The 20,129-nt window shown below is 37.7% G+C and carries 5 protein-coding genes; 4 read left to right on the top strand and 1 reads right to left on the bottom strand.

All coding sequences use genetic code 11. The features are described from left to right. The first annotated feature begins 79 nt into the window (after positions 1–79). From A3775_RS22085 to A3775_RS22070, 4 genes are all read left to right on the top strand, one after another. Complete coding sequence (locus A3775_RS22085) at positions 80–1,141, top strand: TauD/TfdA family dioxygenase (RefSeq protein ID WP_066383173.1); 1,062 nt, start codon at positions 80–82, stop codon at positions 1,139–1,141. An 11-nt stretch (positions 1,142–1,152) separates the two neighbouring features. Next, the gene (locus A3775_RS22080; protein WP_066426811.1) at positions 1,153–4,389 is read left to right on the top strand and encodes a non-ribosomal peptide synthetase; all 3,237 of its coding nucleotides are present in this window, start codon (positions 1,153–1,155) and stop codon (positions 4,387–4,389) included. Between the two features lie 206 nt (positions 4,390–4,595). Continuing rightward, entirely contained in the window at positions 4,596–10,274 is a 5,679-nt protein-coding gene (locus A3775_RS22075; RefSeq protein WP_066426809.1) for a non-ribosomal peptide synthetase, read from the top strand. Positions 10,275–10,362: 88 nt separating this feature from the next. Further along, positions 10,363–14,361, top strand: coding sequence for a non-ribosomal peptide synthetase (locus A3775_RS22070; RefSeq protein WP_066426808.1), 3,999 nt, complete (start codon positions 10,363–10,365; stop codon positions 14,359–14,361). 73 nt (positions 14,362–14,434) lie between these two features. On the opposite strand, the gene A3775_RS24510 is transcribed toward A3775_RS22070, so the two are convergent. Further along, on the bottom strand, positions 14,435–20,107 hold the full coding sequence (locus A3775_RS24510; protein ID WP_156481709.1) for a choice-of-anchor I family protein: 5,673 nt from the start codon (positions 20,105–20,107) through the stop codon (positions 14,435–14,437). Positions 20,108–20,129: the final 22 nt, after the last annotated feature.

Here is a 20,129-nt window from a genome sequence, read left to right as displayed (position 1 = left end):
TATCAAAGAGAGGTTTAGATAGGAGTTCTTCGTTAGATTTTAGGCTTTTCAAACATACTTTAAATAACGAAAATTTATTATGAACAACCAAGAAATAGCCAGTTTAAGTTTAAAAAAAATAGGTATTAGCCGGAAATCTGTCAAAATATCCCCAGCAGAGTTAACTCGTACTAGCTACTTTTCTGACGAACAACTCATACCTTTAATAATTCAACCTGCTGTAGCCAACGTCAATATTTTAGAGTGGGCAAACCAAAATCAAGAAACCATCCACACACTTTTAATCAAACACAAAGCCTTACTTTTTCGAGGCTTTAACATTAATTCACCCACACAATTAGACCAATTGATCAAAGCCACATCCAAAGGAGAACCAATAAGTTATAATGACCGTTCATCACCACGTCACGAAATTAGCGGTAAAATCTACACTTCCACAGATTACCCAGCCGAACAAAGTATTTTTCTCCACAGCGAAAGTACATACTGTTTAACTTGGCCACAAAAAATTTACTTTTGTTGTTTGCAACCTGCCGAAACAGGAGGAGAAACACCAATAGCTGATACACAAAAAATTTTTCAACGCATTTCTCCCCAAATTCGTGATAAGTTTATAAATAAACAAGTATTATATGTCCGTAACTATAACGATGGTTTTGGATTAACGTGGCAGAATGTTTTTCAAACATTAGATAAAGCGATTGTAGAAGAATATTGTCACAATAACGCCATTGAATTTGAATGGAAAACAGGTGATAGACTCAGAACTAAACAAGTACGCCCAGCAGTAATTAAACATCCAATTACAGGTGTAGAAGTTTGGTTTAATCATGCTGCCTTCTTTCACGTCACAACTCTAGAACCAAGAATTTATCAAGCATTAATATCAGAATTTTCCGAAGCTGACTTACCCCATAATACATATTATGGTGATAGTTCTCCCATTGAACCCGAAACATTAACAGAAATTCGTGCTGCTTATGCACAAGAAACAGTAACATTTCCTTGGCAAGCAGGTGATATTCTCTTCTTAGATAATGTTCAAGTTGCCCACGGACGCAAAGCATTTAAAGGTAATAGAAAAGTCCTAGTCGGTATGTCAGAACCCTGTAGTTATAGTAATTTGAAACCAAACAAATAAAGGACAAAAATATGCAAAATACAAATATAGAAACATTACCAGAAACAGTAGAAGGTTATCAACTATCACCCCAACAAACATATATATGGCAGTTACAAGAACAGGATAAAAATCAGCATTATCGCGTACAAATGTCTGTAATAATTGACGGTAATCTCAACAGGGAAGTTTTTAAATTAGCAGTTGAGAAAGTAGTCAACCGTCATGAAATCCTGCGTACTAATTTTAAAAATGTACCTGGATTAACATTACCCCTACAAATCATTAATCCAAAAAACTCATCATATTATCAAGAATTAAACCTCTCACAATTAGATTTACCAACCCAACAAGCAAAGTGCAAAGAATTGTTTCAAGAATCAAAGAATATTAATTTTAATTTTGCACAAGATTCTCTATTAAATACATATATTTTAACTCTGTCTTCTCATCAGCATTTACTGTTGATATCCTTACCTGCTATTTGTGGAGATGTAAAATCATTACAGAATTTAGTCAGCGAGATTAAAAGTTTATATACTGATAATTTAGCATCATCTGAAATTACTGAAGAACCTTTACAATATGTAGATATTGCTACATGGCAACAAGAACTATTGACAAGCAGCGATAGTGAGTTAGGAAAAAATTATTGGCAGCAACAAGATATTTCTGCTGGCATCAATCTTAAACTGCCCTGGCAAAAACAACCCATTCCTAGTCAAGAATATCAACCAGGTATTTTAAGTCAAAAAATCAATTCTAGCTTGGTAGAAAAAATCAAACTTTTTGGAGATAAATTTACAACTCCGTTAGATAATCTATTCTTTGCTTGTTGGCTAATTTTAGTTTCGAGACTCACCAGCGAATCAGAATTAATCATTGGTACAGCTTTTGATGGTAGACCCTATCAAGAATTAGAGTCAGCTATGGGTTTGTTAGCAAAATATTTACCAATTACAATTGAATTAGATAACCAACAGACAATTATTAATTTAATAGAACAGATTGCCGCAAACAAAGAAGAAGCCAAACAATGGCAGCAGTATTATAACTGGGAACAGATTAATAAATTTGATAATTTAGCTGTGGGTTTTGATTATCAAGAAATAAAATTACAACCAAGTAATCAAAATATTAATTGGTTGATTGATAAAATTGAATCATATTTAGATAAATTCAATCTGAGGCTATCTTGTATTGAAAATCAAGGTAATTGGCAATTAAATTTTTATTATAATTCTAATTTATTCTCATCGGTAAATATCGCTAGTGTAGCAGCACAGTTTGAAACTTTATTAGCAAATGTAATATCTGAGCCAGACACAGCAATTAGCAAGTTAAATATTCTCCCAGAAAAGGATTACCAACAACTAATTTATGAATTCAACAACACCCAAACAGAATTTCCTCAAAATAAGCTCATTCATCAACTATTTGAACAACAGGTAAAAATCAACCCGGATAATATAGCTGTTGTCTATGAGGATAAACAACTTACCTACAAAGAACTCAACGCCCGCACTAACCAAATCGCTCATTATTTGCAACAAAATGGAGTAGTACCAGAAAGCATAGTTGCTATTTGCTTAGAACGTTCTTTAGAAGCAATTATTAGCATTCTTGCTGTACTCAAAGCTGGGGGAGCATATTTACCATTAGACCCCAACTTTCCCACACAAAGCTTACTTACAAGGTTAGAAGACGCTCAAGCACAAATATTATTAACCAATTCTGCTATTCAACAACAACACCCCACACTCACAGCACCTGTTGTTATTAATTTAGATACAAACCAAGCAGAAATTAGTAATCATAATTCTGAAAATCCCAATATCCAGATTACAGAGGAAAATTTAGCTTATATTATCTATACCTCCGGTTCTACAGGTCAACCCAAAGGAGTTGCAATTGAACATCGACAAATTCTCAATTACCTCTACAGCATTCAACAAAGATTAAACCTGCCTAAAATTGCAAGTTTTGCTTTAGTTTCCACCTTAGCAGCAGATTTAGGCAATACATCTATTTTTCCAGCTTTGTGTAGCGGAGGTTGTTTGCATCTCATCTCTAATGAACGTGCAACAAATGGAGAAGCATTAGCTGATTATTTTCGTCAAAAACCCATTGATTGTTTAAAAATTGTACCTGCACATTTAGAGGCTTTATTAACTTCTGAATTTGCTGCCGATTTATTACCAAAAGCACGGTTAATTTTAGGAGGAGAAGCTTGCAGTTGGGAGTTAATTAAAAAGATTCAGTCTTTAAATCCTGAGTGCATAATTATCAATCATTATGGGCCAACTGAGACAACTGTAGGAGTATTAACTTATCAGGTTGAACAGATTGATACAAACTCTCAAACCGTACCTTTAGGTAAACCCTTAGCAAATACCCAAGTTTATGTTTTAGATGCACAATTGCAACCTGTACCCATTGGTGTACCCGGTGAATTATATATTAGTGGTGCTGGTGTAGCTAGAGGTTATCTCAATCATCCTGAAATCACCAATGAAAAGTTTATTCAACATACTTTTCATGACTCAATATCACAACGTCTATATAAAACTGGTGATTTAGTTCGCTATCACGCTGATGGCAATTTAGAGTTTTTAGGCAGAATTGATAACCAAGTAAAAATCAGAGGTTTCCGCATTGAGTTAGGAGAAATTGAAGTTGAACTTTCTCAACATCCAGATATTCAACAAGCAGTAGTTATAGTTAATGCAGATGAATATAACAACCAAAAGTTAGTAGCGTATGTGGTTCCTGAAAACCACAGTCAGTTAACATCTAATCAACTGCGAGACTTCCTCAAAGAAACATTACCAGAATACATGATCCCTTCTGTTTATGTATTCTTGAAGGCATTACCTTTAACAGCAAATGGTAAAATTGCTCGACAATCTTTACCTGCACCAGAACAGGTTAAACCAGAATTAGCAGCCACTTATGTACCACCTAAAACAGAAATAGAAAAAACCCTAGCAGAAATTTGGGCTGAAGTATTAAGGTTAGAAAAAGTTGGTATTCATGATAATTTCTTTGATTTAGGTGGACATTCTTTACTGTTAACTCAAGTCACTTCTAGGTTGTATAACGCTTTGGGAGTTGAGTTATCTTTACGTCAAATCTTTGCAACTCCTACCATTGCGGAATTAGTGGTGCTTGTTGCTGAAAAACAAATAGAACAAACGGACAGTCAATTATTAGAGCAAATTTTAGCAGAATTAGAAATTTTACCAGATTCAGAAATCAGCAATATTTAGTCAAAACTGTAGGTTGGGTTAAGCGACAGCGCAACCCAACAAAGTCTACAAAATGACGACACTGTTTAGCAAAGAAAAGGACATAAGATATATTTTGCGTAAGTCGTGAAAATCTTGGGTTTCTTCACCTCAACCGAACCCATATATAAATTAATTTTTATTTTTAAACAATCAACAAAACTACACAAATAAACCAGGAAAATAAAATGACTGATATTGCCCAAAAAATCGCCGCACTTTCCCCTGAAAAACGTGCATTACTGCTGCAAAAAATTAATCAACAAAACCAGAAGAAAACTAATTTTATCAAACCCCAAAGCAGGGATTCTAATACATTTCCTTTATCATTTGCTCAAAAAAGATTATGGTTTTTAGACCAATTAGAGCCAGGGAACCCTTTTTATAATATTCCCGGTGCTGTCCGACTTCAAGGTAATCTAAATATAAAAGCTTTAGAGCAAAGCTTAAATGAAATTATTAAGCGTCACGAAATTTTACGGACTACATTTACAACTGTAGACGGGCATCCTGTCCAAATAATTTCTCCATCTTTACAGTTAACAATACCAGTAGTTGATCTAAGTCAATCCACATTTCCAGAGCAAGAGGCACAAAAGTTAATTAGTCAAGAAGCTCTTTCTGCTTTTGACTTAGAATCTGGTCAGTTATTACGGGTGCGTTTACTGCAAATAAGTCAAAGAGAATATGTGTTTTTATTTACTTTACACCACATTATTGCTGATGGTTGGTCAATGGGTTTATTAGTGGAAGAATTAGCTACACTTTACCCGGCTTTTTGTACTAGGGAGCAATTACCATATTTGCCCAAATTACCAATTCAATATGCAGATTTTGCAGTGTGGCAACAAGAGCGGTTACAAGGTGAAGTATTAGAAAAACAATTAAATTATTGGAAAAAACAACTTAATAATATTTCTTTGCTATCTTTGCCTACAGATAAACCTAGACCTAATATACCTAGTTTTAAAGGTGCAAGCTATGATTTTGTTTTATCCTATGAGCTAACTGAAAAATTACGCTCTCTTAGTCGGGGACAAGGTGTAACTTTATTCATGACTTTATTAGCGGCGTTTAAGGTTTTATTGTATCGTTATACAGGTCAGGATGATATTTGTATTGGTTCTCCGATTGCTAACCGTAATAGAGAAGAAATAGAAAAGTTAATTGGCTTTTTTGTTAATACTTTGGTACTGCGTTCAGATTTATCTGGTCATCCCACTTTTACAGAATTATTATCTCGTGTAAAAGATGTAACATTAGGAGCTTATGCCCATCAAGATTTACCTTTTGAAAAGTTAGTAGAAGAACTACAACCAGAGCGTCATCTTAACTATAATCCATTATTTCAAGTTGCCTTTCAACTTCAGAATACCCCTACACAAACTCTGGAGTTACCAGAACTAACGTTGAATAACTTTGATAATGATGCTCATCAAACAGCAAAATTTGATTTAGATTTATGTTTATCTGAAAATGATACAGGATTAGTAGGTTCTTTTGAATATAGTTCTGAATTATTTGAATCTGCTACTATTGCGCGAATGGTGGCACATTTCCACAATCTATTATCTGCCATTGTTGATAATCCTCAAGCAACAATTTCTGAATTATCATTATTAACATTAGAAGAAAAAAATCAGTTTTTATTTGACTGGAATAATACCCAAATTGATTGGGAAAAAGATGTTTGTATTCATCAGCTAATTGAATTACAAGCACAAAAAACGCCTGATAGTGTGGCTGTAGTTTTTGGTGAGGAGAAGTTAACTTACCAAGAACTAAATCAAAAAAGTAATCAATTAGCATTTTATTTACAAAGTTTGGGAGTTAAACCAGATACTTTAGTAGGAATTTGTGTTGAACGTTCCTTAGAAATGGTGGTAGGACTTTTGGGGATTCTTAAAGCTGGTGGTGCTTATGTACCTCTAGATCCAGCTTATCCCCAAGAGCGTTTATCTCTAATGTTAGAAGATGCTCAAGTGAAGTTTTTATTGACTCAAAACAAATTATTAAATCATATTTCTCATCATCATTGTCAAATCATTTGTATAGATACAGATTGGAAAAAAATTAATAATTCAATTCCAAATTCACAACCGCAAAATCTCAATTCTTCTCACCTGGCTTATGTTATTTACACCTCTGGTTCTACAGGTAAACCCAAGGGTGTACAAATTAATCATGCTAGTGTTGTCAATTTTTTGCAATCAATGCGCCATCAGCCTGGATTAACTGAAGCTGATATCCTTTTGGCGGTTACTTCCATATCCTTTGATATTGCTGCATTGGAAATATATTTACCATTAATTTGTGGCGCACGTCTGGTAGTAGTCAGCCGTGAAGTAGCAATGGATGGGGAAAAATTAAGTCAAAATATTGCCGCTAGTGGTGCAACAGTGATGCAAGCAACTCCAGCCACTTGGCGAATGTTATTAACATCTGGTTGGGTTGGTAGTAAACAGTTAAAAATCCTTTGTGGTGGTGAGGCTCTTTCCTATGATTTGGCAGAAAATTTATTAGCAAAATCTGCTGAGTTATGGAATTTATATGGCCCAACAGAAACAACTATTTGGTCAACGGTTTATCAAGTAGATCCTAATAAATTATCAAAATCTTTAATTCCTATTGGTCGCCCTATTGCTAACACCCAAATTTATATTTTAGACCAGCAATTACAGCCTGTACCGATTGGCGTACCGGGCGAGTTGTATATTGGTGGTGCAGGACTATCACGAGGCTATTTAAATCGCCCAGAATTAACCACAGAAAAATTCATATCTTCTACTTTTAATCAGAAGTTATACAAGACTGGTGATTTAGCTCGCTATTTACCAGATGGCAATATTGAATATTTGGAACGTATAGACAATCAAGTAAAATTACGCGGGTTTCGCATTGAGTTAGGGGAAATTGAAACTACCCTTAGACAACATTATACTGTGCAGGAAGCGGTTGTTATTGCTAGGGAAGATGTACCAGGAAATCAGCAATTAGTGGCTTATATTGTACCAAAATTATCCGTTGATGTTTCCGAATTAATCGTAAAACTGCGTCAATATCTACAATCAAAGTTGCCTCAGTTCATGATTCCATCAGCTTATATGTTGTTGGATAAATTACCATTAACACCTAATGGTAAAGTAGACAGAAAATCATTACCAAATCCTGATACATCTCAACTAAAAAGAGAAAATGAATATGCAAAACCACGTAATACTATTGAAGAAAATTTAGTCAGAATTTGGTCACAGATTTTAAATGTCGAAAAGGTGGGTATTTACGATAATTTCTTTAATTTGGGTGGGCATTCGCTATTAGCTACGCAAGTAATGTCACGAATTCGAGATGAATTTAATGTGACTATTCCTTTACGTTGTTTATTTGAGTCGCCAACAATAGCAGGACTGGGGGAAGTTATTGATAGGAAGTCTGCACCTATTCTGGTTGAATATCCTCCTATTCAGGTGGTTTCACGGGATGAAGAATTACTACTTTCTTTTGCTCAACAACGTCTGTGGTTTCTGAGTCAACTAATTCCCAATAGTCCTTTATATAATCTTTCTGCTCCTGTGCGGTTGACTGGTTTACTGAATATACCTGCACTGGAAAAAAGTTTCAATGCGGTTGTGCAAAGACATGAAACTTTGCGAACTAGCTTTGTTGCAGTTGAAGGTAAACCAATTCAATTTATTACACCTAATTTAACTTTAGAGTTGCCGATTATTGATTTAGAAAACCTTGCACCAACTGAGCAAGCTAACCGAGTTGAAGAGATAGCTACTTCAGAAAAGTTACAACCCTTTGATTTAAATCAAGCTCCTTTATTACGGGTCACTTTATTGAAGTTATCTGCAACAGAATATGTGCTGCTGTTGACAATGCACCACATTATTTCTGATGCTTGGTCAATGGGGGTTTTAGTTCAAGAAATGGCAACTTTATATGAAGCTTTCTGTGCTAGTGAAAGTAACCCATTACCACCTTTATCGATACAATATGCTGACTTCGCTATGTGGCAAAGGAAATGGTTACAGGGGGAAGTTTTAGAAGCTCAATTAGCCTATTGGAAACAACAGTTATTAGGTGGTAATTTACCAACCTTAAAGTTACCTATTCAACGTGAACAATCTGCTATTCCAAGTTATAAAGGTGCAACTTACAATTTTGAATTATCTGAAGATTTATCACAACAGATTATAGAATTGAGCCGCCAGGAAAATGTAACTTTATTTATGACTTTACTGGCAGGTTTACAAACTTTACTTTATCGCTACACCAACCTAGATGATATTGTGGTTGGTACTGATATTGCTAATCGCACTCAGACAAATACAGAATTACTAATTGGTTTCTTTATAAATTTGTTGGTTTTACGCACGGATATGCGCGGTAATCCCAGTTTCCGAGAGTTATTACAGCGTGTGCGTGAAGTCACGTTACAAGCTTATGCTCACCAAGATTTACCTTTTGAAAAATTGGTGGAAGAGTTAAGAAGTGAGCGAAATTTACAACAAACTCCTCTGTTCCAAGTATTGTTTGTTTTGCAGAATACGCCAACGACAGAAATTGAGCTTGCTGATTTAAAATTACATCCTCTGGAAATTGAAGATGGACAGTCTAAGTTTGATTTAGCTTTATTTGCGGTAGAAACTGAACATAAAATTTCTTTTGGCTGGAAATACAAAACAGATTTATTTGCAGAAACAGATATTGCTCGTCTATCCAACCACTTTCAAACTCTGCTCACTAGCATTGTCGCCGCACCAGATACCAAAATCAACTCCTTAGATATGCTAACTCCAGAGGAAAAACAAAAACAAATTACCGACAAAACAAAACGTCAGTCTGCTAACTTGCAAAAGTTCAAAAAGGTTAAGCCAAAAGCTGTTAGTTTTGCTGAATCACAATTAGTTAAAACTGATTATCTTCAGCCAGGAGAAACTTTACCTCTTGTTTGTCAACCCAATACATCTGATTTGGATTTTATAGATTGGGCTAAAAATAATCAGCAATTTATAGACAGTAATTTGTTTAAACATGGTGCTATCCTATTCCGAGGATTTAACGCCAATTCAGTAGCGGATTTTGAAACCTTTGCTCAAGCTGTTTGTCCAGAATTATTTGGTGAATATGGTGATTTACCCAGGGAAGGTTTAGGTGGTAAAGTCTATGGTTCTACACCTTATCCGGCAGATAAAGCAATTCTCTTTCACAATGAAAGTTCTCACATGCACAGATGGCCAATGAAAATATGGTTTTACTGTGTACAGCCAGCGCAAGAACGGGGAGAAACACCAATTGTTGATTGTCGCAAAGTTTATCAATTACTCAATCCTGAAATTAGAGAAAGATTTGCCGAAAAGGGATTAATGTATGTGCGTAACTACACAGACGGATTAGATGTAAGTTGGCAAAACTTCTTTCACACCACTGATAAAGCAGCAGTAGAAAAATTCTGTAAACAGAATGCTATTGAGTGGGAATGGAAAGCAGATGGAGGATTAAAAACTAAAGAAATTCGCCAAGCGATCGCTCAACATCCCAAAACAGGTGAATCGGTATTTTTTAATCAAATTCAGTTGCACCATATCGCTTATTTAGATTCTTCAGTCCGTGAATCTCTGTTGTCATTGTTCGGTGAAGAAAATCTCCCAAGAAATGTTTATTACGGTGATGCTACACCAATAGAACAATCGGTGATTGATGAAGTTACATCTGTTTATGAGCAAGCTGAAATTGCTTTCCCTTGGCAGAAAGGCGATATTTTAATGCTCGATAATATGCTCACTGCTCACGCACGTAATCCTTATGTGGGTAAGCGGAAAATTGTGGTAGCGATGGGCGAAATTGTGAATAGTAAGTAACTCAAGCTTAAAACTTAATACCCAGATCCCCGACTTCTTGAAGAAGTCGGGGATCTATCAAATGTTGAAATCTAAGGAATAGACTAAAATGCAAGTACAAGAAAAAGTTATCAATGGTTTTCGTCTTTCACCTCAACAAAAACGTGTTTGGCATCTGCAAAAAGATAACCCCGTTTATTGTGTTCAAGGTGCTATTTTGCTCGCAGGAAGTCTAAAAATCGATGTTTTGAAATCAGCTATAGAACAAGTTATTAATCGTCAAGAAATTCTGCGGACGAACTTTATCAAACCAGCAGGGATTAAAACCCCTATGCAGTCAATAGCTGAACAAGGATTTCTGGTTTGGCAAGTAATTGATTTCAGCGATATTCAAGAACAGGAACAATTAAACAAGGTAGAATATTTATTACAACAAGAAAGATTAATACCTTGGGACTTTGAGCAAGGTTCACTGTTGCGTTGTTCATTAATTAATTTATCAATAAACAAGTATATTTTACTAATAAATCTACCTGCGGTTTACGCTGATAGCTGTTCAATTAAAAATTTAGTAGCTGAAATTAGTCAGTGTTATGGTGCTTGTTTGCAAGGTAGAGAATTAGATAGTGAAGACATTGTACAATACTTGCAATTTTCTGAGTGGCAAAATGAGTTGCTAGAAGATGCAGATGCAGATGAAGGTAAAGAATATTGGCAAAAATATGATTTATCTGCTTTACCAGGATTGACACTACCTTTTGAAAATAAACTACTAAATAATGCTTCTCAATTCAGTATTGGTTCTTATCAGTGGAAGATTGAACCTAACTTGTTTGGACAAATAGAAGAACTTGTTCAAAATTATGAAACGTCTATTTCTAATTTCTTAGTTAGCTGTTGGCAGATTTTATTATGGCGTTTGACTGAGGAAGCAAAGATAGTCATTGGTATTGCTGCTGATGGACGTAAATATGAGGATTTAGAAACAGTCATAGGATTGCTCACAAAATATTTACCACTATCAACTACTTTAGAAAATAACTTTTCTTTCAGAGAAGTATTACAAATAGTTAGCCAATCAGTACAAGAAAACTTTGAATGGCAAGAGTATTTTTCATGGGAAAATTTACCTGATTCTGCTTTCTTACCTTTAAGTTTTGAGTTTCAAACAGAAGCAGCACAATATACTACTGATGACGTTACATTCTCAATTTACAAGCAGTTTGCTTGTACTGAACGTTTCAGGGTTAAACTTTCCTGTGTTCAGCAAGCTGATGGTTTAATAGCTGGGTTTGATTATGATGTAAATTTATTTAGTGCAGAAATTATTGAAATTTTAGCTGGATATTTTCAAACTTTAGTCACAAGTGCTGTTGATAATCCCGAAACTGCAATTAATCAATTAGCATTATTAAATGAGAGCGATCACCATCAACTGTTGGTAAAATTCAATGATACTCAAGTAGATTTTTCTGATGAGAAATGCTTCCATCAACTATTTACAGAACAGGTAGCGCGCACTCCTGATAATGTTGCCGTTATCTTTGAAAGTCAACAATTAACCTATGCTGAACTAAATTCTCGCTCTAATCAATTAGCACATTATCTGCAAAAACAGGGAGTAAAACCAGAAGTTTTAGTAGGGATATATATGAATCGTTCCCTAGACATGATCATTTCCCTACTTGGCATTCTCAAAGCTGGTGGTGCTTACCTACCCATAGATGCTGATTTACCAGTAGAGAATGTATCTTTAAGGTTACAAGATTCTCAAACACCAATTCTACTAACTCAACAGCACTTAGCACAAGAATTAGAAATAGAGACAGTAAATGTAATTTGTGTAGATGAATTAGAACAGGATTTAATAACTGAAAGTAGCGATAATCCACACACAGATTCTAGCATTGAAAATTTAGCTTATGTTATCTATACCTCCGGTTCTACAGGTAAACCTAAAGGTGTAGCAGTTGAACATCAACAACTAATTAATTACCTTTATGGTATTAGAGAACGCTTAAATCTACCCGCAGAATCTAGTTTTGCAACAGTTTCTACCCTAGCTGCTGATTTAGGTAATACAGCAATTTTTCCCGCACTGTCTACAGGTGGCTGTTTACATATAATTAGTAAAGAACGCGCTACGGATCCACAAGCATTAGAAGATTATTTCAGCACCCATAGTATAGACTGTTTAAAGATAGTTCCCTCACATTTAGAAGCCATACTCACATCTGTTAACAACAAATCAGTTTTCCCCCAACAAAGATTAATTTTGGGAGGAGAAGCAGCCAGTTGGAATTTAATCAATAAAATTCAACAATTAGCACCTGAATGTACAATTATTAACCATTATGGCCCAACGGAAACAACTGTTGGTGTACTCACATATCAATTATGTTCAGATAACTGCAAATACCAATCAGTAACAGTACCTTTAGGTCGTCCCCTTCCTAACACCCAAATTTATATATTAGATGAACAAATGCAACCTGTACCTATGGGAGTTAAGGGAGAATTATATATTGGTGGTGCTTCTGTGACGCGCGGTTATTTACATCGTCCAGAATTGACACAAATAAAGTTTATTGCCAATCCTTTTAGTCAGGATGGTAAAGCATTTCTGTATAAAACTGGAGATTTAGCCCGTTACTTGCCAGATGGTAATATTGAATTTTTGGGGAGAGTTGATAATCAGGTAAAAATTAGAGGTTATCGGATTGAATTAGAAGAGATTACAACAGTTTTATCTCAACATTCTAGTGTTCAACAAGCTGTAGTTTTATTACAAGAAGATGAAACAGGTAATCAAAGACTGGTAGCTTATATAGTACCTCGTAAAGATGTAATTGCAAATGTTGATGATTGGCGTGATTTTCTGAAAAGTAAATTACCGGAATACATGATTCCATCAGCATTTATGAAGTTGAAAACTTTGCCTTTAACATCTAATGGTAAAGTCAATCGTCAAGCGTTGCCAATTGTTGATTTACTCAATGAAACTACAGAAAATGCTTTTGTTCCTCCTCGTGAGAGCATAGAATTACAACTCAAAAATATTTGGGAAGAAATTTTACAAATTCGTCCGATTGGAGTGAAAAATAACTTTTTTGAAGTTGGTGGTCATTCACTTCTAGCTGTACGTTTAATTGCTAGAATTGAGAAAAGTTTTCAGCAAAAAATACCTTTATCAGCTTTTTTAAAGAACCCAACTATTGAGCATTTAGCAGGTATTCTGCGTCAAGAACCTGCATCTATATCTGTTTCTCCTTTAGTCTCTATTCAACCTTTAGGAAATCAAAAGCCTTTTTTCTGTATTCATCCTAGCGAGGGTCATGTAATTTGTTATTATCATTTGGCGAAATATTTAGGTGCAGAAAGACCTTTCTATGGTTTAGTAGCACCAGGATTATATGGTGAATGTGAGCCTTATAATCAAATTGAAGACATGGCAAATTTTTACATTCAAGCTTTAAAAAAGGTGCAGCCAGAAGGCCCCTATCTCCTCGGTGGATGGTCGATGGGAGGTGTTATAGCTCTAGAAATGGCTATACAGCTACAAAAGCAAGGGGAAAATGTAGATTTTCTAGCGTTGATAGATTCTAAACCACCAACATTAAATAATCATCACCAAGATTTTAGTAAAGTTACTGATGCTCAATTGTTAGCTAATATTGCTATTGGAACTGCTGCATCTTTTGGGAAAGATTTGTCATTTTTAAAAACTACTCTGGAAACAATTGCACCAGAAAAACAGCTAAGTTATGTTTTGGACATCATGAAGAAAGAAGATTTTCTTCCTCCAGATATTAGTTTAGAACAGATAAGTTATTTTCTGGCAGTTAATAAAGCTAATCACCAAGCTATTATTAACTATCGAGCTAAGTTATACTCTGGTAAAGTTAGCTTTTTTCAAGCCAGTCATTCACTTAATATTCAGGAAGTTGAACAAATATCTCAAGATGCCAATGAGCGAATTTTAGCTTGGAATCAACTGGTGCAAGAAATTACTGATGTACATATTCTTCCTGGTGATCACTATACAATTTTAGAAGAACCTCATGTGCAGGTATTAGCAGAAAAGCTTAAGCATGCTTTAGAGCAGTAGCCTACGGCAAGCGGCAAGCTAGGCAGAAATTTTACCTTCAGCATAGCTTGCCGTCGCACTTGTGCCTTTTTTCCTAAAACTCAGGTACTACATCAAAACTAGCAGCAGTTAACGCCGCACGATTAGAGAACAGCGCAATTTTTACAGATTCAGTGCTACCACTACCATCAGTATCAAAGAATAGCTCCCCTGTAGTTCGATTGTAAATCAAGCGGTGAGTTTCTGTAGTCGCACTCGTACCCAAGACAAACAAGCTAGAGTCTAAGCTTCCTGCTGTGAGTTGCAACTCATTAGCAGACAGTTGGACAATATCTTCACTGGTTCGGAAATCAACGATAGTATCAAAACCACCAAGCAGAACACCAGTCAAGTCAAACCTATCTGCATCACGACCACCGACTAGAGTATCATTGCCATCACCACCAATGAGTGTATCATTGCCTGTTCCTCCGGCAAGATAATCATCACCGTCTAAACCAACTAGGGTATTACTTGCATTATTACCAATGATGCGGTTATTGAGTTCATTACCTCCACCATCAGTAGCATTTCTTACTAAAGTTAGGTTTTCTATGTTGTCCCCTAAAACCCAATCTACAACAGAGATAACTGTATCTATACCTCCATCTTCAGCTTCAATAATTTCGTCGCCGAAGCTATCTATTTCATAGATATCATTACCAGCACCACCAACCAGACTATCATCACCTTTACCACCATCAAGTCGGTCATTACCAATACCACCATACAGGGTGTCGTTACCACCCTTACCCATCAGCCAATCATCACCATCTAAACCATATAGGGTATTATCTCTATTGTTGCCAATGATGTGGTTATTGAGGCTGTTACCAGTACCATTAATAGCGGCGTTACCCAACAGGGTGAGATTTTCTAAGTAATCTCCGAGTGTGTAGTCGATGAAAGAGTTGACTTTATCTGTTCCTTCTCCGTCATTCTCAACTACGGTGTCGCCGAAACTATCTACAGTATAGATATCGTTACCAGTACCACCAATCAGGAGATCATTACCTGTTCCACCGTCGAGGTTGTCGTTACCGTCGCCACCGTCGAGGGTGTCATTACCTTCGTTGCCGTAGAGTAGGTCAAAGCCGGCATCGTCGCCACCCTTGATGTTGTCATCCCCTGCACCACCGAATACGTAGTCATTGTCAGCACCGCCATCCAGGTTGTCGTTACCTCCACGTCCTATGAGGTATTGTCTACCGTCTAAACCCTCGATGACATCGCCTTCGTTTGTACCTCTGATGATGTTGTTACCTAATTCGCCTTGAATGGGTTGTTTGAGTGTTAAGACAAACTCATCACTCACGGTTGCATCTTGTGAATCTTTTGCTGTTACCTGAATGGTGAGAGTTTCTGGTGTGGAGTATTCGCCAGAGAAGGTGCGAGTATCTGGGTTGAAGGTTAACCAATTGGGTAATTCATTACCATCTGCTAAAGTAGCGGTGTAAGTGAGGTTTGTACCATCTTCTACATCGGTGAAGGCGTTGGGAGCAAATTGGAAGTTAAAAGTTTTACCTGTGGGTGCTGTTTGGTCAGCGATGGGGATGGCAACTGTGGGGGGTGTGTTAGATGAGATATTAAATCTAGCTACTGTGGGGTCATGGTCGCTATCTTGGTCATAAAACTCTGAGTTAATATGAACCACATCAAACCCATCTAGGTTACTGAGTAAGTTATTACTAACTAAAATGTGGTCGAGGGTTTGAGCATTACCTTGAAAGTTGTAGGTATAACGCTCATTTTCTGGCAGAGTTTCAATTAAGGTATTGAGTCCCGCACTTTTTAGGGTGGTTAAGGGATGGGAAAATTCAAAGTCGTTTAAATCCCCGGCTACGATAACATTAGCGTTGGGATTAATTGCCAGAATGCTTTGGACAAAGTTTTTAACAATCTCTGCTTGTTGATTACGTTGGGTTTCGCTAGTCAGGGTGGGGGGTTGATTAACACCAAATAGGGGTTGATCTCCTCCTTTCGAGTTGAAATGATTGGCTACTATATATACAGTCTGACCGTTAAAGGTAAACTGTCCAACTAAAGGTTTACGACTGCTATCAAAAGCTGTGTTGGTGGGGTCAATTAAACCAGGACTGGCTGAGAGTGTGGGTGTACCGTTGGTGTTGGTAACGCTGGTGCTGGAGGTTGATGTACCACCAGGAATGTCTACGAATGAAACACGCCCAGGATTAAACAGGAAACCTACCCGGATATTACCGCCTGGTTCTCCTCCGTTGGTATCATCCACTGGGTCAATTTGTCGATATTGATATGTGGGGCCACCAGCAGCAACTATGGCATCAATCAAAGCCTGGTATGTTACACTTGCATCAACTACACTGTCATTGATTGCCCCGTTATTATCCTGAATTTCTTCTACAGAGATAATGTCTGGCGATCGCAAGTTATTCACAATCCGAGCCGCTATATTATTAAACTTAGTTGCCCCATCATTAGGATCAAGATTTTCCACATTAAATGTAGCAACTGTCAGTTGATTATCACCAGGAGCGAGGTTTGTGACTTCTCTAGTAAGTGTGCTTGGTGTATCTACTGTGGGTAAAGTATTTGGTAATACCTCATAATTACCAAAGCTATAGTCTACTACCCCGACAATTGTATCTAGTTGCGCTCCTACACTGACATTGGGTGTTAAATAGCTGCCACTAAGCGGATTAAGTAAAGTATCATCTATTTGGATACGCTCTGGATTAAAATCATTAGCACTAATTCCGATCCCACCACGGGCTGTCCGTCCGGTAGCATTTGCGCCATTATCTGCTAATACCCAAATTTCCCCAAATTGATTAGTCGGACTTACGGCTACAGGATTATTAATCTGTACCCGCATCCCTTCTAAACTTTCGTAGAAGTCGATGCCTTCTTGTACTGGGTCGAATGTACCACTGATTTGACCATCACTGATGACTGTGGTGGGGATTGTCCGACCTCCATCACCTAAAATGGTAGCTGCGGGTAACTCATTACCACTAGATAGTACAGTGATTGCAGGGCTAATAATTTGTGTGAGTGTTAAGTTGTTAGTGCCACTAGAACCACCGGGAAGAAATTCTGTTACTGTACCACTGACGGTTACTGAGTCACCTACTTGTACAGTTGGTACTGATGAGGTGAAGACAAAAATAGCTTCGCTGGTGCTGTCGTCATTGTCTGGGTTGGAGTCTTGGAAGTAGAAGCCGTTGTTTCTGATGGCTGTGACAATACCCGCAACATTGTTGACTGTCTGACCGTCTAATGGGGATGTGTGGCTTGTTCCTTGAATGTCACGGATACGAATGGGGGGGGTGATTTCAAACACCGCTACTGTTTGGCTGACTTCGTTGGCGGTGACTAACAGTGGTTTGCCGGTGGGACTATCGGCGGCGGAAATAAAGGTGAGTCCTTCAGGGCTAACGTCTGCGGGTGTGTTGATGTACTGGACAAATTGCGGTTGGTTGGGATTGCTGACATCATAGACGATAACATCGCCTGTGCGTTCTAGACCGATAAAAGCATAGGTGCGGTTGTCGATGACTCCAATTACTACACCTTCGGGTTCTGGGCCTTTGTTGTCGCTGCGGCTGTCAAAGCTATCTCCTGCACCGTTGGAGTTAAACAGGGTGGGGACTTTTGTAAGTGTGATTTGTTCAAGTTGGTAGCCACTGTCAAATACCTGATTGCCGTTTGCATCCCAAATGGAGAAGGAACGCGCCCCAAATACCTCAATGCGATCATAATCTCCATCTCCGTCTATGTCACCTGTGGCATTTGTAACTGTTAACCGCCCTAAGTTGGCGTTTTGTTTGAGTGTAGCTGCATTGGGGAAAACAGTTGGATCTAAAACATAGCCGGCATTACCAACACGAATTTCCTCAGCAAATCCTGTGTAGTCACGGGCATCGCCTTCGTTAGCGGTGATGTAGTAGGTTTGACTGTTAACTACGAAGCTGGCGATCGCATCCGGTTGATACAATCCAAATACAGGCCAGTTCGCAATATTAATACCACTGTCTCGATCACTGGCATCTATGCCATTACCAGGTAGACTGTGATTCTTTACACCCAACGGCAGAATTTGAGTAATGGTTGCATTGGCAATATCTAGAATGGCGATCGCATTATTTTCTTGTAGGGTAATCCAAGCAGTTTGACCATCGCCTGATACTGTAATATACTCTGGTTCTAAGTCTTGAGCAACTGTAGCATTTGGCCCAAAAATCCTGACACCAGAGGCTCTGAGTGTTGGAATCTGACTGTTAAAACTGGTAAACGTGGCTGTTTGCACTGTGGCATTAGCAACACCATTAGCAATATCAATGATACTAACTGAACCTTCTGGATCAACAGAGTCGGCTTGACCGTAACTGTTGGGTTCACCTTCGTTAGCTACTAATATTTTTGTGCCGTCGGGGGTAAAGGTGAGCATATCAGGCAATGCACCCACATCTACCGCACTGATATAATTGCCATCGGCAGCATTAAAGAAAGCTACTTTACCAGTTAGTTGGGCATTGTTTGTAGTACGTACTGCATAAGCTACGGCAACCACGCCATTTTTCACCGCCACGCTGTTGGGAATTAATGCAGTATCAACAGCAGGAGTGATTCCGGGAGTTAAACTACCAACCGCAGTCAGCGAACCTGTATTACTAACAGTATAAATTTCTACGGTAGTACCAGCAACAACAAATAGGCGATCGCTTCCTGGATCAAAAGCTGGAATTTCCGCCCCGTTAGCACTGGTGATCCCTCCAACTTTGGTTAAAAAGCTGCCGTCATTGTTAGTAATAGTAATATTTTGAGAGGTGGTCGCACCTAAACTAATACCTGCGGATGGACTGCTAATAGTTAATGTTGCGGTTTCTGTTCCTTCAGGTATGGCATCATCAGCCACAATGAAGGAGACAGAACCAACGGTTTGTCCGTCGGCAATGGTAATTGTAGTATTGCTGAGGTAGTAATCGCTGGCAGTGATATCAGTTCCCGATACTGCTAGGTTAACAGTTTGCTCGCCTGTCACGGCACTGGAAGCTGTAGCGGTGACAGTAATTATTGTTGTTCCTGTTTCTGTGCCAGTGTTACTGTTAACGGATAGGTTAACTGTGGGGGTTGAAGAAGGAATAGACAGGGAAAAATCGTCAATTGCTAAACCATCATCTGCACCAGAAGCATTTAAGTCTTGCCAGCGCAAATAGAAGGTTGCACCATTGGCAATATTTAACCCAGAGATGGTTCCTGTGACTGTGGTATTATTCCCCGCAGCATTACCATCGAGAGAACCTGTGGTTGAAGTATTAGGCGAACTAAAATCCAAGGAGTCAACATCTATCCAACTACCAGTTGATAGGGAAGTCGCATCTAAGCTGTATTGAAAATCTAAGCGATCTTGTCTACCTGTAGTACCTAATCGCCATTGCTCACCACGATAGCTGATGTTTAATGAAGTGATGGTAGTACCTGTGTTATTTGTAAAACTGACTCCTATAGTGGGTGTTAGACTACCAGATTGCAATCCACCAAATGCTCTGTCTGTATCGTCTGTTGCGCCGTAGCTATATGTATTACCTGTATTAGAATTGCCATTATTAATACCGTAGGTTGTGTCGGCATTACTTCCACTTTCCAAAAACTCCCACCCAGACGGTAGTACACTATCTGTTGTTCCAGAATTTACTAAGGAGTCAAAGTTCTCAGTGTAATTTGTTCCAGTTAAACTTATTGGCATTTGTTTTTACCTTGTATAATTT

It is taken from the genome of Anabaena sp. 4-3 (assembly GCF_001597745.1).
Taxonomy (GTDB): Bacteria; Cyanobacteriota; Cyanobacteriia; order Cyanobacteriales; family Nostocaceae; genus Trichormus.
This window is presented reverse-complemented; position numbering and strand designations above follow the sequence as displayed.

Excerpts from the sequence above, each read along its gene's own strand:
- A3775_RS22085 (WP_066383173.1), top strand. The coding sequence starts at position 80 with ATGAACAACCAAGAAATAGCCAGTTTAAGTTTAAAAAAAATAGGTATT.
- A3775_RS22080 (WP_066426811.1), top strand. The coding sequence starts at position 1,153 with ATGCAAAATACAAATATAGAAACATTACCAGAAACAGTAGAAGGTTAT.
- A3775_RS22075 (WP_066426809.1), top strand. The coding sequence starts at position 4,596 with ATGACTGATATTGCCCAAAAAATCGCCGCACTTTCCCCTGAAAAACGT.
- A3775_RS22070 (WP_066426808.1), top strand. The coding sequence starts at position 10,363 with ATGCAAGTACAAGAAAAAGTTATCAATGGTTTTCGTCTTTCACCTCAA.
- A3775_RS24510 (WP_156481709.1), bottom strand. The coding sequence starts at position 20,107 with ATGCCAATAAGTTTAACTGGAACAAATTACACTGAGAACTTTGACTCC.